The organism is Fructilactobacillus sp. X7R7C1, from assembly GCF_059901065.1.
The window spans coordinates 108,744-135,170 of the sequence record NZ_JBWXVF010000002.1; the positions used below are offsets into that span (position 1 = coordinate 108,744).

The 26,427-nt window shown below is 37.1% G+C and carries 22 protein-coding genes; 16 read left to right on the top strand and 6 right to left on the bottom strand.

Annotated features, from left to right (window positions below; genetic code table 11):
* Window positions 1-29 precede the first annotated feature (29 nt).
* The 13 genes from recG (at window position 30) to rplS (ending at window position 13,296) form a co-directional block, all read left to right on the top strand.
* On the top strand, window positions 30-2,060 hold the full coding sequence (gene recG, locus AC6UDC_RS03535; protein WP_500707116.1) for an ATP-dependent DNA helicase RecG: 2,031 nt from the start codon (window positions 30-32) through the stop codon (window positions 2,058-2,060).
* Window positions 2,061-2,075: 15 nt separating this feature from the next.
* Window positions 2,076-3,107 (top strand): phosphate acyltransferase PlsX, encoded by a 1,032-nt coding sequence (gene plsX / locus AC6UDC_RS03540; RefSeq protein WP_500710951.1) that lies wholly within the window; start codon window positions 2,076-2,078, stop codon window positions 3,105-3,107.
* Between the two features lie 12 nt (window positions 3,108-3,119).
* Complete coding sequence (locus AC6UDC_RS03545) at window positions 3,120-3,392, top strand: acyl carrier protein (RefSeq protein WP_500693715.1); 273 nt, start codon at window positions 3,120-3,122, stop codon at window positions 3,390-3,392.
* A gap of 80 nt (window positions 3,393-3,472) precedes the next feature.
* Window positions 3,473-4,204: a ribonuclease III gene (gene rnc / locus AC6UDC_RS03550; protein ID WP_500693716.1), complete on the top strand. Its 732-nt coding sequence runs from the start codon at window positions 3,473-3,475 to the stop codon at window positions 4,202-4,204.
* Between the two features lie 13 nt (window positions 4,205-4,217).
* On the top strand, window positions 4,218-7,751 hold the full coding sequence (gene smc, locus AC6UDC_RS03555; RefSeq protein ID WP_500721344.1) for a chromosome segregation protein SMC: 3,534 nt from the start codon (window positions 4,218-4,220) through the stop codon (window positions 7,749-7,751).
* Between the two features lie 2 nt (window positions 7,752-7,753).
* Window positions 7,754-9,064 carry a signal recognition particle-docking protein FtsY gene (gene ftsY / locus AC6UDC_RS03560; RefSeq protein ID WP_500707113.1) on the top strand — a complete coding sequence of 437 codons (1,311 nt, stop codon included), beginning with the start codon at window positions 7,754-7,756 and terminating at the stop codon, window positions 9,062-9,064.
* Between the two features lie 12 nt (window positions 9,065-9,076).
* On the top strand, window positions 9,077-9,418 hold the full coding sequence (locus AC6UDC_RS03565) for a putative DNA-binding protein (protein ID WP_500699492.1): 342 nt from the start codon (window positions 9,077-9,079) through the stop codon (window positions 9,416-9,418).
* A 10-nt stretch (window positions 9,419-9,428) separates the two neighbouring features.
* Window positions 9,429-10,874, top strand: a complete 1,446-nt coding sequence (gene ffh / locus AC6UDC_RS03570) for a signal recognition particle protein (protein ID WP_500701058.1) — start codon at window positions 9,429-9,431, stop codon at window positions 10,872-10,874.
* An 89-nt stretch (window positions 10,875-10,963) separates the two neighbouring features.
* On the top strand, window positions 10,964-11,242 hold the full coding sequence (rpsP, locus tag AC6UDC_RS03575; protein WP_500707112.1) for a 30S ribosomal protein S16: 279 nt from the start codon (window positions 10,964-10,966) through the stop codon (window positions 11,240-11,242).
* 10 nt (window positions 11,243-11,252) lie between these two features.
* The gene (locus tag AC6UDC_RS03580) at window positions 11,253-11,501 is read left to right on the top strand and encodes a KH domain-containing protein (protein WP_500696715.1); all 249 of its coding nucleotides are present in this window, start codon (window positions 11,253-11,255) and stop codon (window positions 11,499-11,501) included.
* Window positions 11,502-11,556: 55 nt separating this feature from the next.
* Window positions 11,557-12,072: a ribosome maturation factor RimM gene (rimM, locus tag AC6UDC_RS03585; protein ID WP_500693723.1), complete on the top strand. Its 516-nt coding sequence runs from the start codon at window positions 11,557-11,559 to the stop codon at window positions 12,070-12,072.
* Window positions 12,073-12,074: 2 nt separating this feature from the next.
* Window positions 12,075-12,827, top strand: a complete 753-nt coding sequence (gene trmD / locus AC6UDC_RS03590; protein ID WP_500693724.1) for a tRNA (guanosine(37)-N1)-methyltransferase TrmD — start codon at window positions 12,075-12,077, stop codon at window positions 12,825-12,827.
* A gap of 109 nt (window positions 12,828-12,936) precedes the next feature.
* Window positions 12,937-13,296, top strand: a complete 360-nt coding sequence (gene rplS, locus AC6UDC_RS03595; protein WP_500695672.1) for a 50S ribosomal protein L19 — start codon at window positions 12,937-12,939, stop codon at window positions 13,294-13,296.
* 40 nt (window positions 13,297-13,336) lie between these two features.
* Here the strand turns inward: rplS and yjeM are convergent, their stop codons facing one another.
* Window positions 13,337-14,860: a glutamate/gamma-aminobutyrate family transporter YjeM gene (gene yjeM, locus AC6UDC_RS03600; RefSeq protein WP_500695671.1), complete on the bottom strand. Its 1,524-nt coding sequence runs from the start codon at window positions 14,858-14,860 to the stop codon at window positions 13,337-13,339.
* A gap of 58 nt (window positions 14,861-14,918) precedes the next feature.
* Window positions 14,919-16,349, bottom strand: coding sequence for a C69 family dipeptidase (locus AC6UDC_RS03605; RefSeq protein ID WP_500721347.1), 1,431 nt, complete (start codon window positions 16,347-16,349; stop codon window positions 14,919-14,921).
* Between the two features lie 137 nt (window positions 16,350-16,486).
* Between AC6UDC_RS03605 and glpK the strand changes: the two genes are divergently transcribed.
* Together glpK and AC6UDC_RS03615 are read left to right on the top strand one after the other, a co-directional pair.
* Window positions 16,487-17,983, top strand: a complete 1,497-nt coding sequence (glpK, locus tag AC6UDC_RS03610; RefSeq protein WP_500721350.1) for a glycerol kinase GlpK — start codon at window positions 16,487-16,489, stop codon at window positions 17,981-17,983.
* A 15-nt stretch (window positions 17,984-17,998) separates the two neighbouring features.
* On the top strand, window positions 17,999-19,342 hold the full coding sequence (locus tag AC6UDC_RS03615; RefSeq protein ID WP_500706526.1) for an RsmF rRNA methyltransferase first C-terminal domain-containing protein: 1,344 nt from the start codon (window positions 17,999-18,001) through the stop codon (window positions 19,340-19,342).
* 39 nt (window positions 19,343-19,381) lie between these two features.
* On the opposite strand, the gene fni is transcribed toward AC6UDC_RS03615, so the two are convergent.
* The 4 genes from fni to mvk are packed head-to-tail and all read right to left on the bottom strand — an operon-like array spanning window position 19,382 to window position 23,440.
* A complete protein-coding gene (gene fni / locus AC6UDC_RS03620; RefSeq protein ID WP_500721354.1) occupies window positions 19,382-20,407 on the bottom strand; it encodes a type 2 isopentenyl-diphosphate Delta-isomerase in 1,026 nt (341 codons plus the stop codon).
* A 9-nt stretch (window positions 20,408-20,416) separates the two neighbouring features.
* The gene (locus AC6UDC_RS03625; RefSeq protein ID WP_500707108.1) at window positions 20,417-21,484 is read right to left on the bottom strand and encodes a phosphomevalonate kinase; all 1,068 of its coding nucleotides are present in this window, start codon (window positions 21,482-21,484) and stop codon (window positions 20,417-20,419) included.
* A gap of 16 nt (window positions 21,485-21,500) precedes the next feature.
* Complete coding sequence (gene mvaD / locus AC6UDC_RS03630) at window positions 21,501-22,496, bottom strand: diphosphomevalonate decarboxylase (protein ID WP_500693732.1); 996 nt, start codon at window positions 22,494-22,496, stop codon at window positions 21,501-21,503.
* A gap of 11 nt (window positions 22,497-22,507) precedes the next feature.
* Entirely contained in the window at window positions 22,508-23,440 is a 933-nt protein-coding gene (gene mvk / locus AC6UDC_RS03635) for a mevalonate kinase (protein WP_500707107.1), read from the bottom strand.
* Between the two features lie 163 nt (window positions 23,441-23,603).
* Between mvk and AC6UDC_RS03640 the strand changes: the two genes are divergently transcribed.
* On the top strand, window positions 23,604-26,417 hold the full coding sequence (locus tag AC6UDC_RS03640) for a helicase C-terminal domain-containing protein (RefSeq protein ID WP_500721357.1): 2,814 nt from the start codon (window positions 23,604-23,606) through the stop codon (window positions 26,415-26,417).
* The last annotated feature ends 10 nt before the right edge of the window (window positions 26,418-26,427 follow it).

The window sequence follows — 26,427 nt, forward strand, 5'->3', positions numbered from 1 at the left end:
ATTAACAGTCTTTTTAGGAGGTGAATTTGATGAGTGGGTTAGATGACCATGTGGAAACGCTTAGAGGAGTCGGTCCCAAAAAAGTTGAAGCTCTAAATGATTTGGGGATTGTGACCATTTATGATTTACTGACATACTTTCCATTTCGTTATGAAGATTTTCGAACTAAAGATCTTTCTGAAATTTCTGATCAGCAGGTGGTCACTCTGAAGGGTAAGGTTGCTATAAATCCAACGGTTAATTTTTTTGGAAGACGTAGAAGTCGTTTAACTATTAAGTTACTAGTTGGTAATGATGTGATTCCGGTGTCTTTTTTTAATCAGCCGTGGCTAAAGAAACAGGTTGAAGCCGGGGATGAAATTTTGATTTACGGAAAGTTTGATGCAAATAAAAAATCGATGGCCGGAATTAAAATTTTGAAAGCTGGTGATGGCGAAAAATTTGGTTCAATTTATCCCGCTAACCATAAGATTACCCAGAATACCATTCGCCAATTGGTAACCGAAGCCTATGATCAGTACCAAGGTCAAATTGAAGATTTCATCCCCAATTGGGTTTTAAAAAAGTATAAATTAGAAAATTTAAAAAATGTCATTTCTAACATGCACTTTCCAAAAAATCAAAGAGCAGCAGCACTCGCACGTAGAACCGCAAAGTTTGATGAATTTTTCTTGTTTCAAATGCGAATGCAAACTTTAAAACATCAGAAAAATCAGGCCCCTAATTCTGCGATAACCATTAATCGTGCTAAATTACAGACGTTTGTGAGTTCTCTTCCGTACGAATTGACCCTGGCACAAAAAAAGGTTATTTCAGAAATTTTATCTGATCTAAAGCGTCCATATCAGATGAATCGGCTTTTACAGGGAGATGTTGGGAGCGGAAAAACGGTTGTAGCGGCTATCGCAATTTATGCTGCGGTTCTTTCTGGGGAACAAGCCGTAATAATGGCTCCCACTGAAATTTTAGCCGAACAACATGCTGACGGACTTGCTGAGCTTTTTAAGGATACTAGTGTTAACATTGGACTACTGACTGGTGATACTTCTAGAGCGGCTCGAAATGAACTTTTACCCCGTATTGAAAGTGGCGAGATTAACTTGGTGGTGGGTACTCATGCATTGTTTCAAAAAGAGGTTAAATACCATAATTTAGGATTAGCTGTCATTGATGAACAGCATCGGTTTGGAGTTAACCAAAGAAAAGCCCTGAGAGAAAAGGGTAAATCGACGAACGTGTTATCAATGACTGCTACGCCTATTCCACGAACTCTATCGATCACAGCGTATGGTGAGATGGATGTCTCGGTAATTGATGAGTTGCCAGGTGGTAGAAAACCAATTAAAACGGCTTGGATTAAGAATCAACAGATTGATGCAATGCTTAATTTTGTCAAAAAGCGCTTAAATCATGGAGAACAAGTTTACGTGGTAGTCCCCCTTATCGGTGAATCTGAAGCAGTGGATATGAGAAACGTTACTGATACATACCAAAACTTTCAGCAAGAACTTGGTGATAAATACACGGTTGGCTTACTCCATGGTCAAATGAGTGATGAAGACAAAAATAAAGTAATGGATGCTTTTAAGACTAATAAGGTACAAGTTCTAGTTTCTACTACAGTAATTGAAGTCGGAGTTGACGTTTCCAACGCAAGTACCATTGTGATTTATGATGCTGACCATTTTGGGTTGGCTCAACTACATCAACTTCGGGGTCGTGTGGGGCGAGGGGACCAGCAAGCTTATTGTATTTTAATTGCTGATCCTAAAAATGAAACTGGTAGAAAACGAATGAATGTGATGTGTTCATCAACTGATGGTTTCTTTATTTCACAAAAAGATTTAGAATTAAGAGGTCCTGGGGACATTCTTGGTAAAAATCAGTCTGGAATGCCAACCTTTAAAGTTGGAGATCCAGTTGCTGACATTAATATTTTGAGCACAGCGCAGACCGTTGCAAAAGAAATCGTTGATGATGTTAATTGGGAACAGGAACCGAAAAATCGAAAGTTAGTAAAAAGACTTAAATCTTTAAATCAAGATGTTAAGTTTGATTAAGGAGCTTTGCCTATAATGATAAAAATTGCTGTTGATGCAATGGGTGGCGATAATGCACCTGATGAAATTGTCAGAGGGATTGAGCTTGCTCGTGATGAAATGGATTACGTGGAGTTTCAACTCTTTGGTGATTCTGATAAAATCAATTCGTTGTTAAATAACAAAGAAAATATCAAAGTGATTCAATCAGATGAAGTTATAAAAATGGAAGATGAACCCGTTAAAGCAGTAAAAGAAAAAAAGGGATCAAGTCTGGTCATGGCTGCTCGAGCTGTTAAAGATGGAACAGCTGATGCATTTTATTCCTGTGGAAATACTGGTGCCATTCTAGTTGCTGGTTTATTGATAATCGGTAGAATCAAAGGAATTGATCGTCCGGGACTGGTTACTACTTTACCAGTAATTGATAACGATACTGGTTTCACGTTAATTGATTGTGGAGCAAATGCTGATGCTAAGGTTGTTAACGTTTATCAGTATGCACTACTAGGTAAGTATTATGCTGAAAGAGTTTTAAAGATTAAAAATCCACGGGTTGGGTTGATTAATAATGGCACTGAGTCTGACAAAGGAAATAAGATTCATCAAAAAATGTATCGTGCTTTAAGAAAAAATGATGACATTAATTTTATTGGTAACATCGAATCACGAGGGTTGCTGAATGGAGTTACCGATGTAGCGGTAACCGATGGCTTTACCGGTAATGCGGTTTTAAAGAGTATTGAAGGAACTGCATTGTCAATGATTAATATGTTAAAAGACGGCATTATAAATGGTGGAGTGAAGTCCAAAGTGGGTGCTTTATTACTCAAGAATACTTTAAGGAAGATTGCCCACAAGATGGATTACACTAAGTATGGGGGTGCCGTCCTACTTGGATTGAAGGCCCCAGTGGTGAAGAGCCACGGTAGTAGTAAGGCTAAGACAATTAGAAATACGATACTTCAAATTCAGCAAATTATTAATTCTAATTTTGTTGATTCAGTGAAAGGATATTTTTCTAATCATACTGATGAAATGGATAGTATTAAAAATGGTGAGCAGTAGGAGGGATCACTGATGGATAGAGAAACAGTATTTAAAAAAGTAGCAGAAATCACCTCAAGTCGTTTTAAGGTTCCGGTTGATAAGGTAACGAATGACTTAAACTTTACTAATGATTTAGGCGCTGATTTTATTGATATGGCGGGATTTATCGTTGAATTAGAGGATGAATTTGGCGATGTTTTCACCAGTGAAAATACTGAGAATATCAGTGATGTCGGCGACCTAGTAAATGTAATTATGCGAGATATTGATCCAAAAACGAAAAAACACATTGCAAAGAAATAGATGATTCGTTGTTATGACGGGTCATTTTTTATTATGCAATTATCGTAATTTAGGCATTAATGATATAATTAAAAGAAAAAATGTTACCTTTGGAGGAAATAGAATTGCAAAAGCAGTTTGATGACTTGTTAAAAGACAAGTTTAATATTAAGTTTAACGATGAAGCACTTTTAGATGAAGCAATGACCCAAGCATCATACGTGAACGAGCATCCCGGTCAAGGATTAAAATTTTATGAACGTCTGGAGTTTTTAGGGGATGCTGTCTATCAATTAGTGGTTTCAGACTACATCTTTAGACGTTTTCCTGAATTACCACAAGGTCGACTGACTAGATTAAGAGCTGCTATGGTTAATGAGCATAGTTTTAGTCGTTTTGCCCGTGAATGTCATTTTGACAAGTATATCCGACTCGGCAAAGGTGAAGAAAAGGCGAATGCCAGACAACGTGACTCACTTTTATGTGATATTTTTGAATCATTTATTGGAGCGGTGTATCTCGATCAGGGAATAGAAACGGTGAGGAATTTTTGTCAGATTGTGATTTTTCCTAAGCTTGATGAGGGTTGGTTTGACGAATTCTTTGATCATAAAACTGAATTACAGGAAGTTGTTCAAGAAAATGGACCAGTTGATTTAGACTATGAACTAGTTAGTGAAGATGGTCCTGATAATGACCGTAAATTTAAAGTTGCGGTAAAAATTAACGGCAAAGAAATGGGAGTCGGGTTAGGACATTCCAAGAAAGATGCAGAACAGAAAGCGGCAAAGAAAGCACTCAATGAACTGGGAGTAAGCACAAGTATTAAGTAAATGAGGCATTAAGGTGAAGTTAAAATCAATTGAGATTGCAGGATTTAAATCTTTTGCAGATAAAACCACAATTGACTTTCAGGATGGGCTTACTGGAATTGTTGGTCCAAATGGTAGCGGAAAAAGTAATGTCATCGAGGCAATTCGTTGGGTTTTAGGTGAGCAGTCGGCCAAAACTTTACGTGGTAAAAAAATGTTAGACGTCATTTTCTCTGGGTCCAAGGGGCGCAGAGCTCTTAGTCGTGCAGAAGTTAGCATTTATTTTGATAATTCTGATCATTTTTTGGATTCTGATTATACCGAAATTAAAATCACACGTAAAGTTTATCGAAATGGTGATAGTTCTTATTCAATCAATGATAAAGATTGTCGTTTGAAGGATATTAATAATCTTTTTATGGATACTGGATTAGGTGAAGGTTCCCTTTCCATTATTTCTCAGGGGAATGTTGATGAAATTCTCAATGATGATGCTGAAAAAAGGCGATCAATTATTGAGACAGCTGCTGGAGTTTATCGATATAAAAAACAAAAGGTGGAAACTGAACAAAAGTTAGCTGATACTCAAGGAAATTTGGATCGAATCTCAGATATTATTAACGAGTTGGACAAACAAATTGGGCCTCTAAAGGAGCAAAGTGATGCTGCGTCCCTCTATTTGGATAAGAAAAAATATCTTGATCAATTGAAGTATTCTAAATTAGTGATTAAGATTAAAAATCATGAAAACGTGAAAATGAATCTGGAAAAGGAGCTCAAAAAGCAAAATACTACTTTTACTAATTTAAAAATACAAGTTAAGGAAGTTAAAGAACGCAAACAAGGGTTAACGAATAAGATTAAAAGTTTGGGTCAAAAGCGTGAACAACTTCAAAATCAACTTTTAAGTGACACTAAATCACTCGAATCAGCTCATAGTGATCAGCAGTTATCTCAGCAACGACGTGAATTTAATCAACAAAAGATTAACGACTTAGAAAGTAAAGTAAGTGATTTAAAAGAGCAACTGGAAAACGTCAAAGACAATATTACTGACAACCAAAGTCAAATTAGTAAAAAGCAAGCTCTCATTTCCGACTATTCTCATAAGATGAAGCAGCTTGAAGCAGCTTCTATTCGGCAAAATTTATTAGAAAAACAAACAGAACTTGAAAATATAAGAAATGATTACATAGATTTGATGCAGTCATTAGCCAGTGCCAAGAATAATTTAAAGTTAATGCAAAAATTATCCAAGCGTAGTGATAGTGAGGTAAAAGAGAAGTACCAGCAAATTAATGCGATTGAAGATCAAAGCAACCTTTTAAAGCAAGAAATCACTTCAGAAGAGACCGAATTATCGAAACTTCAAAACAACCAGAAACAAATGGTGGATGAATTAAAGCAAGTTGATAAGAAGTTGTCAGATTCAAGGGACAAAGAAAAAGAATTAAAGGCAAGCTGGTATGCTGCATTACGTGTTTTTCAGGAGACTAAAACGGAACGAGATAGTATTAAGTCAATCTTGGAAAATCATAATTCGCTTTATCGCGGGACGCGAAACTTATTAAAAAGCAAAGCGAATTTAACTGGTATTAAAGGAACAGTAAGTGATTTTATTGAAGTTCCTGATCGTTATGTTATAGCCATTGAAACAGCACTGGGAAGTCAGATTCAGCAGGTTATCACCGGGAATGTTAAAGATGCTAGAGATGCAATTCACTATTTAAGCGAGAAGAAACTGGGAAGAGTTACGTTCTTGCCTATGAATGCCGTTAATGAACGTTATTTATCCTCTAATGTGTTAAATGAGGTAAAATCGATTTCTGGCTTTGTTGGAATTGCTTCGGACCTGGTCAAAATGCCAACGGATATGACACGGGTTAAGAATCACCTGATGGGTGGTACGATGATTGCGGTTGATTTAAAAAGTGCTACAAAGATCAGTAAGACAATTGGTCATAAGGCTAAAGTGGTAACTTTAGATGGGGATGTCGTTAATGCTGGAGGTGCAATCACTGGTGGATCAAATCACAACCAGTCCACTGGCTTACTAAGTCAAAAAGAAAAATTGGTCCACTTAAATCAGCAAGTTGAAGAAATGAGCCAGAAGATGAATGCTGGTGAGGAGACTATCAAAAAATTCCAAGATCAGCACACAATAAAGCAGGATAAGCACGATGAACTTCGTCAAAAATTAAATGAATTAAAAGGAGAGATTCAAGCTAAACAAAAAAGCATTAGTATGAATCAAAGTAGTTTAAAGGAGTCTCAAAGAAATGCTGATGCAATTCGATTACAATTAAAAAACACAACTAGTGATGATGGTGTAAATGAGATTGATCTTTCTCATAAGATTAATGATTTAAAAATGCAAATTAAGCAAAATCAGTCTAAGAATACCTCAATCAAAAGTCAGATTGAAAAACTTACTCGGAATGTTAACGAAAATAATATCAAATCATCTGAAATCAAAGAAAAGTTGATTCGCTTAAAGGAACAAAATAGTCAACTCAAGTCCAGCAGGGAAAGTCTTTTAAAACAAAGGTTGAATTTTGAAACTCAATTAAAAAGCTTAGCCAATAGTATAAATGGACTTAAGCAATCAATTAATCAAGAAGTGGTGGCAGTAAAAACTAATATTCCCGAACTAGAACAACAAATCCAAAGTACTAAGCGGGATATTAACGATCTTAATTCAAAAATTGATAAGTTTAACCAAGATGATCAAAAATATGATCATCAAGTTTCCGATCTTCAGGATCGTTTAATTTCTCAAACAGGAATAGTTCAAAAGCTAGAATCAAATTTAAAAACAGCTATAGATAACCTTGATTCTGAGCGTTATCAACGCGATAACATGATTAAAGGAACTAGCTCAATGAAGAAGGTGGAACTTGAATTACCCGAAATCGATTCATTGATTAAATCACTCCAATCTGAAATTGACGAGTTGGGTCCGATTAATGTTAATTCGATTGATGCCTATGCAGAAGTAAAGGATCGTTACGAATTTATGAATCATCAACTTGATGATTTAATTGAATCTAAGAGTCAACTGATTGGGATAATGAATGAAATGGATCAAACGGTAAAAGTTAAATTTAGCGAAACTTATGATAAAATTGCAACTGCGTTTAGTCATATTTTTCGCAATATTTTTGGTGGTGGGGAAGCCAAACTAAAAATGGATGACCCGCATCATTTACTTACAACCGGGATCGATATCTTGGTAAAACCACCCGGAAAGAAATACCGTAATCTCAATTTACTTTCTGGTGGTGAGAAAGCTCTAACGGCTTTGGCACTGCTTTTTTCAGTTCTTGAGGTAAAACCAGTTCCGTTTGTAATATTGGATGAAGCTGAATCTGCTCTTGACCCTGCCAATGTGGATCGTTTTGCGCGGTATATGCAGAGTTTAAAGAATAATACACAATTTATTGTAATCACCCACAGAAAGGAAACGATGATCTATGCGGATCATCTTTATGGAGTTACAATGCAAGATTCGGGTGTATCTAAGGTTGTTTCGGTCAACTTAGATGAATCTAAAAAACTAGGAGAATAATTATGGGTTTATTTGATATTTTTAAAGGTAAGAAGAAAGAATCTGACGACAAAGAGAGCAAAACCAAGCAGTCTAAAAGAGAAGATGAGAAAGCAAAGGTTACTGGTGACGACACCTCTGATCAAGGTGACCACTTTCAACAAACTGAAGAAAATGAAGTTAGTCAGAAAAATGATGGATCAAGCGAGAGTGAGAACGATGGAGCTGATGTTTCTGAAGAACCGGAAGAACAAACGCAAACATCAAAAGATGGTGTTCGAAGCACTGACGATAACAAGTCAGATGAAAAAGGCCAGTCTGTGGTTGATACAGATCATTCTTCTAATAAAAATGAAGATGTAAAAGAGTCTACTGATGATGTAACTAAGCAGCCTGAATCAACTGAAAAAGCATACGAACATGGTCTGGCAAAATCACGGTCTTCGTTTGGACAAAAATTAAATGCGCTATTTGCTAATTTTCGCTCAGTTGATGATGATTTCTTTGATGATTTAGAAGATACGCTGGTTGAATCCGATGTTGGATTTGAAACTGCAATCCAACTAACTGATGAACTAAAAGAAGAGGTTAAATTAAAAAATGCCAAGAAACCAAAAGAAGTTCAAAATCTAATCGTCCAAAAGATGATCGATTTGTATGATGCACCAAGTGATAAAGATAGTTCAATCAAATTATCTCAAACTGGCCCAACTGTGATTTTATTTGTTGGTGTCAATGGAGTTGGAAAAACGACGACTATTGGTAAGATGGCCAATAATTTTAAAAAGCAAAATAAAAAGGTGCTTTTAGCGGCTGCTGATACATTTAGAGCGGGCGCCATTGAACAATTAGATGAATGGGCTAAACGTGATGGTGTTGATATTGTTAAAAAGTCCGCTGGTAGTGATCCAGCTTCGGTTGTTTTTGAAGCAGTAGATAAAGCCAAAAAAGAAAATTATGATGTTTTATTTGTTGATACAGCCGGAAGATTGCAAAATAAAGTTAATTTAATGAATGAACTTGCTAAAATTGATAAGGTCATTAAGCGTGAAATTCCAGACGCACCTCAAGAAGTATTGCTAGTGATTGATGCAACTACTGGTCAAAATGCTTTGAATCAAGCCAAGATGTTCAATGAAATCACTAACATTACGGGAATTGTTTTAACAAAGCTTGATGGAACTGCCAAGGGTGGAATTGTAATTGCAATCAAAAATAAGCTTAATATTCCGGTAAAGTTCGTTGGACTGGGAGAAACGGTTAATGATTTGCGTAAATTTGATTCTAAGAGCTTTATTGACGGTTTATTTAAGGGATTAATTCAAGACAATTAGTGGTGACTTTAGATGGACATTAAAAAGAATAATCGGATTAATGCTTTGTATGATTTTTATGGTGAATTACTCACTAAGAAACAGGCAGAGTACATTCAAGAATACTATGCAGATGATTTTTCGTTAGGTGAGATTTCAGAAAATTTCAATATTAGTCGCCAAGCGGTTTATGATAACATTAAAAGAACTGAGCAAATTCTTGAAGACTATGAAAGTAAAATGCACCTATATCAATTGTTTGTATTACGCAATCGGCAAACCGATGAGATTAGAGATTACATTAAAAAGCACTATCCAAATGATGAACACTTAAATGCGTTGGTGAATCACTTAGAAATTACGGAAGAAAATTAGGGGTGAAAAGATGGCTTTCGAAGGTTTAACCGATCGATTACAAAAAGCTTTTAAAAACTTAAGAGGAAAAGGCAAGGTCAGCGAATCTGATTTGCGTGAAACAATGCGGGAAATTAGATTGGCATTACTAGAAGCGGACGTTAACTTTAAGGTGGTTCGTCAGTTTGTAAAGAAGGTTCAAGAAAAAGCTAAGGGCGCTGATGTTCTTGAAGGATTAAATCCGGCCCAACAAATTGTTAAGATCGTTAACGATGAACTGACTAACATGATGGGTGAATCTGCCACTCCGCTAGTTAAATCAGACAAGATTCCTACAGTCATTATGATGGTAGGACTTCAAGGAGCAGGTAAAACTACTTCAGCAGGTAAATTAGCTAAAAGGCTTAAATCTGAAGATAATGCGCGTCCATTAATGATCGCTGCCGATGTTTATCGTCCCGCAGCAATTGAACAGTTAGAAAAGGTGGGCGAACAAGTTGATGTTCCAGTATTTCAAGAGGGAACGGATGTTGACCCAGTACAAATTGTTCAAGATGGTTTAAAGGAAGCTAGCAAGAATAATAACGATTATGTGTTAATTGATACGGCCGGTCGGCTTCAAATTGACGAAAACTTGATGGATGAATTAAAGAATATTAAAAAGGTGGCCAATCCAAATGATATTCTTTTAGTTGTTGATGCTATGACAGGTCAAAATGCAGTTGATACGGCGGTCGGATTTAACGATGCTTTAGATATTACCGGGGTTATTCTAACAAAGTTAGACGGAGATACTCGTGGTGGAGCTGCTTTGTCAATCAGGGCTGTGACTGACAAACCAATTATGTTTGTTGGTCAAGGTGAAAAATTAGATGATTTGGACGTATTTCACCCAGATCGAATGGCTTCTCGAATTTTGGGAATGGGCGACATGCTCTCGTTCATCGAAAAGACTCAGAAAGAGTATGATGAAAATCAAGCTAAGGAATTAACCGAAAAAATCAAGGAAAATTCTTTTGATTTTGATGATTTTGTTGATCAATTAGAACAAATTCAAAAGATGGGTCCAATTCAAGATTTGGTTAAAATGATTCCAGGAATGGCTAATAATCCAGCATTGAAGAATTTAAACGTTAATCCCAAAGATTTAGACCACATTAAAGCGATTATCTATTCAATGACTGATGAGGAACGATCCAATCCGGATGTGTTAAATCCTTCAAGGAGACGTCGAATTGCTCGCGGATCGGCTCAACCGATTCAACAAGTCAATCGACTCATTAAACAATTTGATCAAATGAAGAAAATGATGAACAAAGTGTCTAACGGAAATATGTCGGGTTTGTCAAATATGATGGATTCTGCTGGAATGGGTGGAGGAATGACTGGTAAATTGTCGAATCTCGCCATGAAGCGGATGAGTCGTAAGATCAAAAAGAATAAAAAGAAGCGACGAAAAAATAAAAAAAGACATTAATTTTAGACTGTAAAGAAAAAAGCCTTTACATCACTAATATTTATTGGTAATATTAGTAACTGTTAAGAAGACTATTAGGAGGTGTGTTTATGTCATTAAAAATTAGATTAAGAAGAATGGGTTCAAAGAAGCGTCCGTTTTACCGTATCGTGGTTGCTGACTCACGTAGTCCTCGTGACGGCCGTTTTATCGAAATTGTTGGTACTTACAATCCATTAACTGAACCTGATCAAGTAACTTTAAAAGAAGAATCAATCATGGACTGGTTGGAAAAAGGTGCTAAACCTTCTGATACTGTTCGTAATATTTTGTCAGATGCAGGTATTATGAAACAATTACATGATGCTAAATTAGCAGCTAAGAAATAAGTGATTGATTATGGTTAATTTTGATAATTTAATTAAAACAATCGTTAAGCCATTAGTTAAATATCCTGATGATATTAGTATTAATCATCAGGATACTGATCAATTTAGCGAATATATATTGTCTACCAATCCTAATGACGTTGGACGTATTATTGGAAAAAAGGGTCGAGTTGCTCAGACGATTCGAACCATAATTTATAGTGTTCACGTTAATGATGGAAAGCGAATTAAACTCGTTATTGATGATGGCAAAGATTAGCTCTTAGATAAAACTCGTTTTTATTTAAGAGTTTTTTTATAGAAATAGGTGAACTATGGATTACTTAGAAATTGGGAAATTAGTAAATACTCAGGGAATTAAAGGTGAAGTACGAATAAAACCTACTACTGATTTTATTGATCAACGCTTTAAAGTTGGTAATCTTGTTTATGTATTCCCCAAAGACGGAAAAATGGAAGAATTGAAGATTGACGGGGTTAGAAGCCATAAGGGATTTATTCTGTTGCATTTTTCTGGTCGCAATTCCATAAATGATGTTGAATACCTTAAACCTGCCATCCTAAAAATTACGTCGGAGCAAAGAAAAAATACTGACTTACAACCAGGCGAATATTTCTATCAACAAATTATCGGCATGGATGTTATCGATAAAGATGATAATAAAATTGGTGTAATAAGTGATATTATGGATATGCCTGCCAATGATGTCTGGGTAGTGGAGCGTAAAAATAAAGATGATTTGTTACTTCCAAAGATTGATTCGGTCGTAAAAAAAGTGGATATTCCTAATCATAAAGTAGTCGTTGAGTTAATGGAGGGAATGCAGTAACGATGAAGATCGATATATTGAGCCTTTTCCCTAATATTTTAAAGGGCCCTTTGAGTGAATCCATTATCGGTAAGGCCATTGAAAAAGAAATCATAAATATTGATATTACTAATTTTCGTGATTTTTCGACTAATAAACATCATAACGTGGATGATACCCCCTTTGGTGGGGGAGCTGGAATGTTACTTAAGCCTCAACCAATGCTTGATGCTTTTGCGCATTCTCAAGAAGTTTCAGAAAAACAGGGTTATTCATCTGGTAGAGTCATTTTAACTGATCCGGCAGGGAAAAAATTTGATGAAAACGATGCTGCAAATCTTGCCAAAGAGGACCATTTGACCTTTTTATGTGGTCACTATGAGGGCTTTGACGAACGAATTAAATCCGTAGTAACTGACGAGTATTCAATTGGTGATTTTGTCCTTACGGGTGGTGAATTGCCTGCGCTAGTAATGATTGATGCGACCGTTCGACTCATTAAGGGTGTCCTTGGTAATCAAGAGTCAGCTCCAGGAGATTCTTTTTCAAGTGGATTGCTTGAATATCCTCAATACACGCGACCAGCAGACTTTAGGGGATTAGAAGTTCCACCGATTTTAACTAGTGGTGATCATCAAAAAATTGATGATTGGCGACAGAAGGAATCTTTAAGAAAGACATATTTAAGACGACCAGATCTGATTAATTACAATAAACTGTCAAAAAGGCAAAAGGAATTATTGGCGGACGTTAAAATTGAGGAAGAAGATCGGTAAGTATTGAGTTTTTTGGTTTGTATGTTATAATTTTAAGTGGTCTTTTATGGCTAAATAAAACGGTATTCCGCTGTCGAGAAGATAAGAATGCTAGTTAGGAGAAATGATTATGCGTCAAAATAAATTGATTGATAAGATCAATAGTGATCAACTTCGTTCAGATATTCCTGAATTTCGTGTCGGTGATACCGTTACGGTTTCCGTAAAGGTTGTTGAAGGTAGTAACGAACGTATTCAGAAGTTTACTGGTGTTGTAATTAAACGTCATGGTTCAGGCATTCAAGCTACTTACACAGTAAGAAGAATTGCCAGTGGAGTTGGGGTTGAAAGAATCTTCCCATTACATTCACCACGAATTGCTAAGATTGATGTTGTTAGACGTGGTTCAGTTCGTCGTGCTAAGTTGTATTACTTACGTGATCGTTCTGGTAAGGCTGCTCGTATTAAAGAAGCAAGTCGTAAGCATTAATTTTATGTAAAAAAAAGAGTTCGCATTGCGAGCTCTTTTTTTATTGGTCATCAACTTCTTTAGCAGTTTTAGTACCTCTTCGACTGTTGTATTCATACATTAACCAACCAACCAATGCAAAAGCTAGTGGTCCCACAATGGTCCAGAAGGCGGTGGTGTAATCATGAGTCAAGATTGGTTGAATAGCAGTAAAACCAATTCCTAACACTAGTACAACCAAGATAATGGTTACCATGATGTTAGTGACAATTCGGTTCTTGTAAAAGACAAAGGGACGAGGAACATTCTTTAGTTTCTTGAAGAATGGAAAAGCTCCAACTAAGAATAAGTAGGGGAAAGTTGTCGAAATATTAGCCATATCAGTTAAAATTAAGTAAAATTGTTGAGCATTATTGCCACTGAAAGAAATGACAAAGATAACGGCAACAACGACGAATGCTTGAATCCACATTGCAAACCCTGGCATGCCATGTTTGTTTAATTTAACCACTTTTTTAGGCCATAAATCTGGATTGGATCCCTCAATAAATGATTTGATTGGGGAATATATCAGAACAAAGAAAGAACCTAAGTACGGAATAAACATCCCTAAACCGGCTACTCGAGCCATGAAGCGACCAAATTCCATTGCTGATCCGGCTGAAAAGCCAAGGGTTTTAGCGAAAACATAACCAAGGTTATTCATTAAAACGTAAGTGATGTTACCCAAGTTGACCGAACCCTTTCCGACAACTTCATGCCAGTTAGCTGTAATACCAACCAAAAAAATGGATCCAGAATAGATGACTGCCATGATGATTGCCGCAATGATGACCCCACGGGGAAAAGTCTTCGTAGGATTTTTGACCTTATCAACGACTCCACCAATTGATTCCATTCCTCCATACGCAAAAATCGCATAAACAACAAATGACATGATGGCGATTGGAGTTACGAATAATGGATTAGGGGATTGAATGAAACTTTTAGCGCCATTGACTGGCTCAGCAAGTTGGCCCTTATTTAAGACCCAAACAATTACTGATAAGATAGCAAAGATCAGTGGCAAAGCAATTGATAATACTCCCCCGATGTTTGCAATCTTAGCAATTGAATCAAAACCATGAGTCGCACACAAAGTAATAATTAAAATCCAGGCAATCCCGAGGATTCCAATTGTTTGCATTGGGGTAAAAATTCCGAACAAATGCCATGTTTGGGTTTTATCCGTTCCAAAAATAATGTTAGAAAATGGAATCCAAACCTTAGAAGAAGTCGAGATCATCCAAATGATCCATGATGATAGCCAGATAAAGGTTCCGATGAAGGCTAAGCGTTCACCAATTGACTCTTTAAGCCAGGAATAAATTCCACCTTTAGCACTACTGAAAGTCGAACCATATTCGGCAAACATTAATGAAACCGGTAAGAAAAATACTAGTGCTCCAAATATGTACCAGATAATACTGGCGTAGCCCATTTGATCATAGGCGACGGTCGTATTACCAAAGCCAAATATCGCAGTGAGTATCATTAAAACTAAAGACATTAAGCCTAATTTACTTTGCTTTTTCCCTTTAGACATAAAGTCACTCTCCTTGATTAAATTTAATGGAAATACTAATAAAGTATACTCTCTTTTTTTATAGATTTAAATCTTGATGATAGTTGAGAAAAGAGAAGTCCGTTGAGTTTGTAATCAAGTATTGACCAAGGTTCTTAAAGCTACGCAAAGCGAGTTTACTTGTCTTAGAACTGGCCTCATTAGCAAGCTGAGTTAGTTCCGTTGAATCTAAGCCGTCGGACTTTTGTTCTACCTGCTGTAAAATTTGTTCGTATTGTTCGATTAAACTTTGTTGCACGTTTTTAAGTTTGTCACCAAATTCAAGGTAGTGGGGGTCAACTAAGATCCCAACTAGCTTGAAGATCCAGTAAGCCGATTTAGGATCAAAATCCATCTTGACGTGGTACTTATATGCTTTTGGAGTATCAGAAATTCCCTCAAGAAATGGGACGTAAGTACTCTGAGCCGCTACACCCATAGCAAGCCAGTGAATTCCACCAATTTCAATTGGTAGATTAGGTTTGATTTGGAGCACGTGTGATTCTTGGGTTTTGGCTAAACTAATGGGACGAAATCGAGTTCGATCAGCTTCTTCGCCTGCACCAATTGGATCGAACTGAGTTCCCTGATAGTGTGAACTGAGCAACTTTTGGGCATCGAGTGCCGATATTAATTCTTCACTTTTCCTTGTAAAGGGGAGGTCTTGGGAAGTGGGATCCTGCTTGATTTCTGGGTTAAACATTTTTTGTCCGTACCAAACTCGAGGGGTGTTGTAGTAGGTGTCTGATAAGTCATGGGTTCCAAAAATGTGTCTAAAGTTAAAACCAGAACGATCCGGATTTAAATTGTTTTTTGATACAAAGTCCCTAATCCCTGGTGACCACATGAAGTGATCATTATCTTTAAAGTTAACTTCTTCAATGGCCATTTGATTAGCAACGACGGCGTACTCATCGTCTGGGATTCTTTCAGCGATCCATTGGTGTCCGGAACCAATCTCTAAGTACCAAACTTCTTCTTTATCAGACATAAGGACTCCGTTGTTTTCACTGGCTCCATATTTTTCAACAATGTTACCAAGACGTTTGACGGCTTCTTTTGCGGAATGAACATAAGGCAAGACTACGGTTACCATGGCTTCTTCGCCGATTCCATCTTTTACAAGGGGATCATAACCTAGAACACGTGCGTTAGCGTACGTACTTTCAGTTGCACTCATAGCAACCCCATATTCGTTAATGCCATCCTCTTCGAATAAACCGTCTTGGTCGGTCCATTCGGGAGTAGCAGTGTATTTTCCCCGTGTTTTTGGTAGCGGCATTTTGAAGCCGTTATCAGTTGATTTGAATTCCTGATCATCCTGATGCTCCTTATGTTCATGGACAACAAATCGTTTTGGCCATGATGCTTTAGCATCTTCATTGCGACCAATTAAAGTGCTGCCATCAACCGTGGCATCTTTTCCAACTAAAATGCTGGTACATGCGGAATATTCATTAAAACTTGTCATTTAGATTGCCTCCTATTAAATCACATGTAAGTATTCTACCATATTGCCTTTGTTATGGTATAACTTCACGTTTGGTATGCTAAATTACTTAGGGTATAATTAACACATAACATTTATTTGAAAAAACGAGGGAAAATATGAGTAGCAAGCAATACATAATGGCAATTGATGAAGGAACGACCTCTGCTCGAGCAATGTTATTTGATCATGATGGCCAGATTGTGGGAAAAGTACAACGTGAGTTTAAACAATCTTTTCCTCATCCAGGGTGGGTGGAACAAGATCCAGTTGAAATTTGGAATGCCGTTGAATCTGTGATTTCTGAGGTATTGATTAACTCTGAAGTTCCTCCCTATAAAGTGCGAAGTATCGGCATTACTAATCAACGTGAAACGACTGTAATTTGGGATAGACGAAGTGGAAAGCCCATCTACAATGCTGTGGTGTGGCAATCAAAACAGACCAGTGAAATTGCTGATCGGTTAATAACTGATGGTTACGCTGATTTAATTCACCAAAAGACGGGACTGATTGTTGATTCTTATTTTGCTGGTACGAAAATTAGATGGATTTTAGATCATGTAAAGGGATCCCAGAGACGGGCGGAGAATGGAGATTTATTATTTGGAACCATTGATTCATGGTTGCTATGGAATCTGACCGGCGGAACCGTTCATGCCACTGATTATACTAATGCTAGTAGGACAATGTTATATAACATCAACGATTTGAAATGGGATGATGATCTGTTAGAGCTCTTCGATATTCCTAAGAAAATGTTACCTAAAGTGAAACCATCGTCACACTTCTTTGGATATACGAAGGGATATTCATTTTTAGGGGTACAGATTCCAATTGCCGGAATTGCCGGTGACCAACAAGCATCATTATTTGGACAATTAGCATTACAACCCGGAATGACAAAGAATACTTATGGAACGGGTGCCTTTATTATGATGAATACAGGAAAAACGCCAAGGTTTTCTAGTAATGGATTGTTAACCACAATTGCCTACGGATTGAATGGAGAAGTTAAATATGCTTTAGAAGGTAGCATTTTTGTGGCCGGATCGGCAATTCAATGGTTAAAGGATGAGATGGGTTTAATTTCATCGGCTAAGGCCTCTGAGCAAATGGCTTATGATGCCAAAACGAGTGACGGAGTTTACGTAGTGCCAGCGTTTACTGGACTAGGGGCACCATATTGGGATCAGGAAATTCGTGGATCGATTTTTGGCTTGACATCATCAACGACGCGTAATCAATTAGTTCGTGCGACCATTGAATCGTTAGGATTTCAAACAAAGGATGTTCTTGATACGATGGTAGAAGAGACTAAGATTCCGGTTAAATCACTAGTAGTAGATGGTGGAGCTGCTAAAAATGATTACTTAATGCAGTTTCAAGCCGATATTTTAAATGATCAAATTGAACGGTCATTAATTTCAGAGACTACGGCACAGGGAGCAGCTTATCTGGCTGGTTTGGCTGTTGGATTTTGGAAGGATATTGATGAAATTAAAAGAAGTAAGCGTGTTGGTACTTTTTTTGAATCACATATGAGTGGCGATAAAAGAAAAAAACTATGCAAGGGATGGAAGATGGCCGTGAGAGCTGCCAAGCAATTTGAATAATAAGGACTTATCAGTATGAAATTACCTGAAGATTTTAAAAGTAAATATCATAATCTGTTAAAAGATGATTATCAAAGTTTTATTGATTCTTTTGATGAAGACTCTTACAATGCCTTTCGAACTAATCCGCTCAAAACTAAAGCTGATGTTCGTTTGGATATGACAAGCCCGATTTCCTATACCCAAAATGGTTATTACGGAAAAATTAGCGGGAAAACCGTCGAGCATCAGAGTGGTTACGTTTACAGTCAGGAACCATCTGCCATGTACGTAGCAGAGGTGGTTGATCCTAGTATGGGAGATCAGGTATTAGACTTGTGTGCTGCCCCAGGAGGAAAGTCGACTCATTTGGCTGGTATGATGAAAAACAAGGGCTTACTTGTATCAAATGAGATTGACCGGAGCCGAGCTAAGGTTCTAGTTGAAAATCTGGAACGGTTTGGGGTGTGGGATCCTTTAATCTTGAATGAAGATCCACATAACCTGTCAAAGCATTTTCCAAGGTATTTTGATAAGATCTTGATTGACGCACCATGTTCGGGTGAGGGAATGTTTAGAAAAAATCATGACGCAACAAAATACTGGTCAATTGATTATCCGAAAGAGTGTGCTGTGCGGCAAAAAGACATTGTAAGAGAAGCCGTTAAGATGTTAAAACCAGGTGGACAATTGATTTATTCAACTTGTACTTTTTCACCAGAAGAAGACGAACAGATAATTGCTTGGATCTTAGCTAATTATGATTTTAAGGCTCTCCCGATTAAGAAGTATGATGGGATGATCGACGGAAAACCGGAATGGGCGGATGGAAGCGAAGAGTTAACTAAAACGGCTCGTCTGTTTCCTAACTTATTTAAAGGTGATGGGCATTTTATTGCCAAGTTGCAGAGTACAGATGTTGGAAAATCCAAAAAGATTAAGCATCAAAGAAGTAACGTCTCAAGTAGTATAAAAAAAGAGTGGAAAGAGTTCTGTAACGTTAACTTTAAGCGCGATTTTTTGACAAAAGATTTTCTAGAATTTGGGAGTACCCTGTATTCATTTAATCCGGCAATCCCCGATTTGGATGGTTTAAAAGTAATGCGACCCGGAACGCCACTTGGAACGATTAAAAAGAATCGGATTGAGCCTTCGTATGCATTGGCATTGGCAATTAATCCTAATGACGTAAAAAACATCGTTAAAATTACTGATCATCAGTGGCAGAGTTATGTCCATGGTGACACCGTTGCCGTGGATCCCAACTTAAAGAAGGGGTGGTACTTAATTCAATGTCGCGGAATGAGTGTTGGATTTGGTAAAGTCGTGAATGGGACGTTAAAAAACTTTTTCCCTAAGGGATTAAGGTTTAAAGCATGAGAAAATAAAAAGACCTTCGTTTAAAAAACGAAGGTCTTTTTATTTGCGCTGATTTAAGTAATTTTGTAATTCTGGACTGGTTACTGATTCACATTGACGCAGTTCATTAATGTTGTGTGCGCCTAGTGCGGTGAAAATGGATTTAATGCCAATAATCCAATCGTTAATCATTTTCACGGTCTCGTCTTCACCGTCATCAATTAGTTTCACCAAAATCTGACTCGCAATGCCAACGGCATCGGCACCCAAATACAAGGATTTGACGATTTCCATGGGATTAGTGATGCCACCAGTTGCTACGATGTTCATGCTAGGAACTTTTTGGGATTCAAAGAGAGATTCCACCGTGGTAATTCCCCAGTCTTTAAAATAGTCCATTTCTTTTTGATGACGACGGAAGTTCTCAATTTGAGCAAAGTTAGTTCCGCCACGACCCCCAATGTTTACATATTCAACTCCAAGGTCCAAAAGGGTTTGAATTGATTTAGAACTCATCCCGAATCCAACTTCCTTGACGATTACTGGTATTTTAATATTTTGGACAATGTTTGAAATATTGGATAGCCAGTTAAATGAATTTGATCCCTCGGGCATGATGAGTTCTTGAACTGAATTAACGTGGATCTCTAATGCATTAGCTTGAAGAATATCAATTGCTTGCTCAGCCGCTTTTGGGGTTGTCCCAGCACCAATGTTAGCAAAGATCAGTCCATCTGGGTTTTGCTTTCTAATGATCGAAAAGGTATCGATTAGTTCCGGATGTTTGATTGCTACACTCTCTGATCCCGAAGCCATTGCGATTCCGCATCTTTTGGAGATAGCGGCTAGGTGATAATTTAGTTTTTTGGTATACTCACTGCCACCAGTCATCGCTTCAATGTAAAAGGGGACCCTTAAAGACAGCGAGCCTAATTGAGTCGAGATATCTACATCCTGATATGTCATTTCAGGGAATGTTACTGGCATAAAATGAACCTGATCGAATCCAGCTTCAGATTCTATGTGGTGAAATTTTTTAGCAAGCGAGACATGTTCATCTTTTCGATGTGACTGTTGGTTAGTCATTTGTTTCTCCTAATTATTATGAATATTAAGGTCTAGTAGCTTAATTCCATGGCGGTTCCAATCGCTAACAAGATCATCGATATTATCATCCTTATTAATAATGACGATCCCACAATCACCACCACCTGCTCCCGAAGTTTTGGCTGCACCACCAAAATGATCGGCAATGTCAATTAATTCTTTTAGCTTGGGGGTTTCAATTTCAACGTTGGCAAATTCACCGAGTTTTAAAAGGAGTTTGCGGTTGTTTTCAATGTTCCTTTGGATCATTTCCAGATTAGAACTTTTAAAGCCATTAACAATATTTAAGACACACTCCTGACTGAAGTGAAGAAAGTCTTGATAAAGTTCAGAATTTCTGGCTTTTTTTAGCTCCACTCGATCAACTAGATTTGAAGTTGAAGCGGGTGAACCTGACCATCCAATTAATAATTGTAAATTCTTTGGTGCTGTTAGCGGCATAATTTTTAAACTAGGCCATTTTAAATCTAACAGTTCCACTAAATCAACATCTTTACGGGCATTGGCTAACCACTGTCGGTCAAATGAATGGTAAGCAATCCAACCGCCGAATACACTAGCAGCTACATCGCCTAATGAACCATTTCCTTGAACTTCAAAATGAGCAATTGCGGCTAGCTTGAAGAGCTGCATCGTTGAAAGGTTAATGTCGTAGAATTCGCATAAGGCTTTAACGGTTGCAACCGTGACGGCAGCTGAAGAACCTAATCCGTACTTACGTCCGTCGGCACTATCGAGTTCACTATTTACGATGATATCGTATGTTTTTAAACTTTTATCGAGAGTTTCAACGTATTCTTCAGTTACTTTAATCGCTGAAATGATGTACTGAAAAGGATTATCACGATTATCGAAGACCATGCGATGGCCTAATCTCTTCCAATGAAGCATATTTTCATCGTACTGTTTTGAATAGATGCTTCCAAAATCTGAACTTGCTTTAATGCCAACCCTAACAAAGCGATCACATGCAGCGATGATAGCAGGGTAGCCGGTCTCAACTACTGCATATTCACCAGCTACGTACAATTTGCCCGGTGCTTTTGCGGAAATCATGTAATTAATTACTCCCTTAATTTAAATATTCGATTCCAGGACCTGGAGTGGTAGCAACCACGTTTGATGATCCAAAAGTGCTTTTAAATCGATTTACAACTTGGTTTAAATTATCATGTTGGACTAACACTTTTACATTTGGACCAGCGTCAATTGTAAAATAGCAACTGATGCCATTGTCTCTTAATTCATGAACAATTTGAATTGCTTTAAGTGTATCTCCATTAAAATATGTAAAAGCTGGATCGGAACTGAACGTGAGGGCGTGCATTTTCATGGCATTTTCCTCAGCAGTGTGGCCCATTAAGTCGAAGTTATGAGTACGAATTGCTTTTCTCATCGTGGTCATGTCATGACTAGTAACTTTTTTCCATGATTGATAGTAAGGGGAGGTGGACTTAGAAATTTTCATACCCTCTCTACTAGAAATTTTTTTTTCGTTTCGATTAATAATAACAGCTACTAGGTTAATGTCCCAATCAATGTCTTCTTCAATTGGAATGGCAAAGGAAGTTTCGTCACTATGACCCTTTTCCCATTTGACGAAACCGCCAAAAATAGAGCGTGTTGCTGAACCTGATCCTCGTCTAGCGAGCCTAGAAAGATCTTTTTTAGAAAGATTCATTCCAATGGCTTTACTAGAAGCGGCAGCGAGAGCAGCAAACCCTGAAGCAGATGAAGCAAGCCCAGCAGCAGTAGGGATATTGTTATTTGTCTTAACATGGGCGTGAATATCAACATTGGCTTTTTTTCGAACGATGTCAAGAAAACTGACAATCTTTTTTCCTTCCGAATCATTAATTAGATGATTGTTAAAAGTGATTTGATCAGAACTTAGAGATGGGTCAAAGCGAACTTCAGTATCGGTATAGAAGTCATTTAAAGTTAAAGACAGGCTACTGTCTTCTGGAATAATGAGTTGACTATTGGCCTTCCCCCAATATTTGATTAGTGCAATATTAGTATGAGCACGAGCCTTCTGGGTTCTATAGATATTAGTATTGTCGGACATAATAAATCTCCTTACTTCATTTCATTTAATGATTGGACCCAAACTCCTTGTGCTCCACTTTGTTTAAGGGTTGTCTTGATTTTTTGCGTGGTGGTTTTAGAATCTGACAGAGCAATAATGCATCCACCGAGTCCGCTTCCCGTTAGTTTAGCACCGAGGGCACCCGCCTGATTAGCAGCATTTACCAGGGTATTAATTTCTGTTGAACTAACTCCCAATTTTGAAAGATCATTTTGGGCCAGATTCATTAATTTGCCGGTTTGTTTGAGTTTATTGTATGTCAGAGAATGTTTAGCTGCTTCAGCTAAATCCCCGAGGTCGTTAATTAAATCATTCGTATTTTGAAAGTTATGATCCATTTCATCTCTTACCATTGAAACTGCCGTGGAAGTATTACTTGAGATACCAGTATCAGCAATGATGAGATTTCCTGCGTTTGAAACAGGAAAATCGTAAAACTGACCTTTTTCAAATAAGATGGGATTAAGCGCGCTGACGGTTTTAGCGTCAATTCCACTTGGATTACCATGAGTTATCTTTTCCTCTACATCGGTAAATTTCTTAAGCTGGTTAGCGTTTAGTTGATGATTAAAGAAATGAAAAAAGGCTTTGGTAACTGCACTAGCTGTTGCAGCGGATGAACCCATCCCTCTCCCCAACGGAATTGCACTATCAATTTTGATATTAATTGGGATGTTATTAGGATTTAATGATTGGTTAAGACGATTAATAAGTGTCTGTAATCCATTCATTGAAGAAGGAAGAGCACTAATTGGACCATGGTAGTATTTACTGAATAGTTGATTGTTACCATCAGAAGTAATGGTGGTTTTCACTTTAATTTGTGGCACAGGAAAAACAATCGCAGGCTTTTGGTAGACGGCACTGTGCTCACCTAAAAAAATTATTTTTGCATGACTCAACCCGGTTGCAGTCGTGTTCATATTTCAATCGCTCACTTTCCAAACATACCTATTTTATCATAATTTAGAACATGACCAATATATTTTAGAATACTTTACTAATGATTAAATGTTGGTTTATATAAATATTAAGATAAATGTAGTAATATTATAGTGGAGTTAGTTTTAAAGGTAGGTGAGACAGGTGCCCAAGAATACAAAATATGCAGTCGTTGACATGGAGACAACTGGAACGGATGTCTCTAATGGTGACCAAATTATTCAATTTAGTTGTACTTTTGTTCAGGGTGGTCAAGTGGTCGATTCCTACTCAACATATGTTAATAATGGTGAAGCGATTCCTAAAGATATCACCCACTTAACTGGCATTAACGCCCAGACAATTAAAGGAGCACCAACGTTTGATCAGGTTGCTCCCCATATTTATAAGATACTGAGTGGTACTGTCTTCGTTGCCCATAACGTTAATTTTGACTTTCCGTTTTTAAATGCGGAATTAGAAAGAGTGGGTTATCCTGAGTTAGATATTAAAGCCATTGATACGGTCACGTTGAGTCAAATCTTTTTTCCGGAATTAACGGGATATCGATTAAGGGACTTAAGTCATCATTTTGGGATTTCACACACCCATCCGCATTCCTCTAAAAGTGATGCTGACGCAACTGCTCATTTACTGTTAACAATCATGAAGAAGATTGAAAAATTACCCTTAGTGACAATTCAGTCTATTCTTAAGGTTCATCCTGATCTCCCTAGAGATACGGTTCAATTTATTGAAGATCGTGAAGAGATTAAGCGGGAACATTTAAAGAATTTGAATTCGCAATATGTGGTTGTAAATGGGATTGCGCTAAAAAACCAAGTACCATCCTATTCAATCTCAGAGCACAATTTGATAAAGTATCCTAAGACTAAGAAGCAGAAGGAACGCCAATTTATGGGTAAGTTAAATTGGCGAAGTTCACAAAGTAAAATGATGAACTTAATTTATAATAATTATCATGATAAAGAAAACCCCACCTATAATTTATTAATTGAAGCACCAACCGGGAGTGGGAAAACCCTGGGATACATGGTTCCAATGGCTTATTTGGTTAATGAAGGTGAACAGCTAGTGGTCAGTACTTCTACCAATGGACTTCAGGAACAGTTGTATTCTACAATTAAGAGTCAACTAGAACCGTTACTTAATACTAGTTTTGATGTTGCTATGTTAAAGGGTGTCAATCATTATATTAATCTAGAACGGTTTAGCAAAACACTTCAATTTCACGATAAATCTAAACAGTCACAATTCATGAAAGCACGAATCTTGGTCTGGCTCACTGAGACAAGCACGGGTGATCTTGACGAATTAAATCTTCCCAATGAAGTTCCGTTTATTGATCAAATTAATTATCAAAATTCTCATGTGGAGACGGATAAGAAGAACTCTTTTCGGGATGTTGACTTCTTACTAGCTCAATTGAAGCGGGTGGAACGTGCTGATATTGTTATCGTTAACCATAATTATCTTTTTGAGAATAGTCGTCAATTAAGTAGTTACATGACTTCAAAGCCATACTTAGTGGTTGACGAAGCTCATAAACTTGCTGACGTTGCGTTTTCATCGCAAGAAAAAGTCATTAAATTCAATACTTTAAAGAAAAATATTGGAAGGGTTAAGAATGATTTATTTCAAACCCACGGATTAAATTTAAATGAAATCTTTTCTGACGATATTGATGAGTTAAATCGACTTAATGAGTTAGATTCCCAGCTAGATGCTATTTTTGATACAAATCAGTTGATTTTACAGGATTTTAGGGTAAAATTCATGAAACCTGTTACTACTAGGCGTTCTGAGTCTTCGATTAGTGCAAAAGAACTACTTCAATTTGTGAAAGACCATCAGGATCAAATAAACCATTTGACTCATATTAACGTAAAATTAGAAGAATTTATAAATACTTTCAAAAAGTTAGTTAAGAAGGAAAAGAATCGTTGGACGATTTCTGATGAAGCTTTGATTGAAAAGTTTGAACGTCATTTACTTACAATTACTGATTACATTGATAGTGTTAATGTGGATCAAGTTAAGCAAAGGGTTAGTGAGCGATCCTCTTTTTACTGGATCTATTATACAGAGGATCTAGATCCTAATCATGTCATCCTTATGACTGGCGATTTTGCTTCCAAAAATAAGTTAAAGGAAAATATCTATCACTATTTTAAGCCAGCAATTTTTACCGGTTCGACGTTGTTTACATCAAAAAAGTCACAGTATATTTTTGATCAGCTTGATTTAAGTCGGAGTGATACGAGAATGAAACGGCTAAAATCTTCTTTTGATTATTCCAAGCAAACTGAAATGATGATTTCTGAAACGACACCGATGCCGCCTAGTGTAGATAATGATGAATATATCTCTTATCTGGCTAACTCAATTTGGAAACTTATCAACGCTAATGCAGTACCAACGCTAGTACTGTTTAACTCATTGGATATTTTAAAAAAAGTGTACGAAAAATTAGATCAGAACAATAACGGTAATTTTATGATTCAAGCCGCCGGTGTTTCTGGGAGTCAAGAAAAAATGATCAAAAGGTTTGAGTCAACCAAGGATGCAGTTCCGGTAATACTTGGAGCTAATGGTTATTTTGAGGGTGTTGATTTTCCGGATAATTTACTCAAGCAACTCATTATTACCCGGATACCGTTTGAATCTCCCAATAATCCGGTTGTTTCAAGTCGGGCTAAGTTTTTAAAGGAACAAAACAAGAATCCATTTTATAACTTTGGCTTACCAGAAGCTATTATCAAAACTAAACAAGGTGTGGGAAGATTGATTAGAAGCTCAACTGATTATGGTATCATTAACTTTTTGGACAGTCGTTTGATTGACAAACGGTATGGTAAGCAAATCATCGATGCGCTTCCCTCTGATTTACCAATTAAAACGGGGTCGATCGCTAAGATTGTTAAAGATGGTCAAGATTTCTTTAATAAGAGGGATTAATTAATTATTA

Bases quoted from the DNA above. Each gene is read 5' to 3' on its own strand.
- recG (WP_500707116.1), top strand. From the start codon at position 30: ATGAGTGGGTTAGATGACCATGTGGAAACGCTTAGAGGAGTCGGTCCC.
- plsX (WP_500710951.1), top strand. From the start codon at position 2,076: ATGATAAAAATTGCTGTTGATGCAATGGGTGGCGATAATGCACCTGAT.
- AC6UDC_RS03545 (WP_500693715.1), top strand. From the start codon at position 3,120: ATGGATAGAGAAACAGTATTTAAAAAAGTAGCAGAAATCACCTCAAGT.
- rnc (WP_500693716.1), top strand. From the start codon at position 3,473: ATGTTACCTTTGGAGGAAATAGAATTGCAAAAGCAGTTTGATGACTTG.
- ftsY (WP_500707113.1), top strand. From the start codon at position 7,754: ATGGGTTTATTTGATATTTTTAAAGGTAAGAAGAAAGAATCTGACGAC.
- AC6UDC_RS03565 (WP_500699492.1), top strand. From the start codon at position 9,077: ATGGACATTAAAAAGAATAATCGGATTAATGCTTTGTATGATTTTTAT.
- ffh (WP_500701058.1), top strand. From the start codon at position 9,429: ATGGCTTTCGAAGGTTTAACCGATCGATTACAAAAAGCTTTTAAAAAC.
- rpsP (WP_500707112.1), top strand. From the start codon at position 10,964: ATGTCATTAAAAATTAGATTAAGAAGAATGGGTTCAAAGAAGCGTCCG.
- AC6UDC_RS03580 (WP_500696715.1), top strand. From the start codon at position 11,253: ATGGTTAATTTTGATAATTTAATTAAAACAATCGTTAAGCCATTAGTT.
- rimM (WP_500693723.1), top strand. From the start codon at position 11,557: ATGGATTACTTAGAAATTGGGAAATTAGTAAATACTCAGGGAATTAAA.
- trmD (WP_500693724.1), top strand. From the start codon at position 12,075: ATGAAGATCGATATATTGAGCCTTTTCCCTAATATTTTAAAGGGCCCT.
- rplS (WP_500695672.1), top strand. From the start codon at position 12,937: ATGCGTCAAAATAAATTGATTGATAAGATCAATAGTGATCAACTTCGT.
- yjeM (WP_500695671.1), bottom strand. From the start codon at position 14,860: ATGTCTAAAGGGAAAAAGCAAAGTAAATTAGGCTTAATGTCTTTAGTT.
- AC6UDC_RS03605 (WP_500721347.1), bottom strand. From the start codon at position 16,349: ATGACAAGTTTTAATGAATATTCCGCATGTACCAGCATTTTAGTTGGA.
- glpK (WP_500721350.1), top strand. From the start codon at position 16,487: ATGAGTAGCAAGCAATACATAATGGCAATTGATGAAGGAACGACCTCT.
- AC6UDC_RS03615 (WP_500706526.1), top strand. From the start codon at position 17,999: ATGAAATTACCTGAAGATTTTAAAAGTAAATATCATAATCTGTTAAAA.
- fni (WP_500721354.1), bottom strand. From the start codon at position 20,407: ATGACTAACCAACAGTCACATCGAAAAGATGAACATGTCTCGCTTGCT.
- AC6UDC_RS03625 (WP_500707108.1), bottom strand. From the start codon at position 21,484: ATGATTTCCGCAAAAGCACCGGGCAAATTGTACGTAGCTGGTGAATAT.
- mvaD (WP_500693732.1), bottom strand. From the start codon at position 22,496: ATGTCCGACAATACTAATATCTATAGAACCCAGAAGGCTCGTGCTCAT.
- mvk (WP_500707107.1), bottom strand. From the start codon at position 23,440: ATGAACACGACTGCAACCGGGTTGAGTCATGCAAAAATAATTTTTTTA.